Annotated in this window: 1 protein-coding gene; it reads left to right on the top strand. The window is 42.7% G+C overall.

What is annotated here, in order from left to right; translation table 11 throughout:
- The first annotated feature begins 90 nt into the window (after positions 1–90).
- The gene (locus AB4496_RS26375; protein ID WP_009846192.1) at positions 91–414 is read left to right on the top strand and encodes a DUF4144 domain-containing protein; all 324 of its coding nucleotides are present in this window, start codon (positions 91–93) and stop codon (positions 412–414) included.
- Positions 415–417 lie beyond the last annotated feature (3 nt).

Here is a 417-nt window from a genome sequence, read left to right as displayed (position 1 = left end):
CTATAGGATAAATCACTAGTACCTGACTTAAGCTTCAAAAGTGTTTATAGTCCAGACATACATTTCAACATCCATGATTGAGAGGCAGTAATGATCAGTTGGCCATCTTTGGTAAAACTCGACGGGGACGATGAGCTTATTTACGTCGCATCCGAACACGAATTTCAAGCAGAATGCTCAGACATGATCTTGGGCGAAGAGGATTACCTCATTGATTCAGTGGGCGATAGCTACTCGCTTGAATCAAGCTCAAATCAACTGTCTCTCACGAAACAACCTGAGCACTATTCAGTTGAAAGCGTGACCAACCTGATTCGAAATCACGAGTTCCAGAAGGCAGAAGTGTGCCTGATGAAGATCCATTTCCTGACAATCGAAGAAGCGATTCAATCTTTGGCTTTTGAGCCTCGTTAATAT

Origin of the sequence: Vibrio sp. 10N.222.46.A1 (genome assembly GCF_041473595.1) — a bacterium.
In the GTDB taxonomy this organism is placed as follows: Bacteria; Pseudomonadota; Gammaproteobacteria; order Enterobacterales; family Vibrionaceae; genus Vibrio; species Vibrio tasmaniensis_A.
Note: the sequence above shows the minus strand (reverse complement) of the source record. Positions and strands in the feature narration are given on the sequence as shown.

Coding starts and splice junctions, on each gene's coding strand:
- AB4496_RS26375 (WP_009846192.1), top strand. CDS start 91: ATGATCAGTTGGCCATCTTTGGTAAAACTCGACGGGGACGATGAGCTT.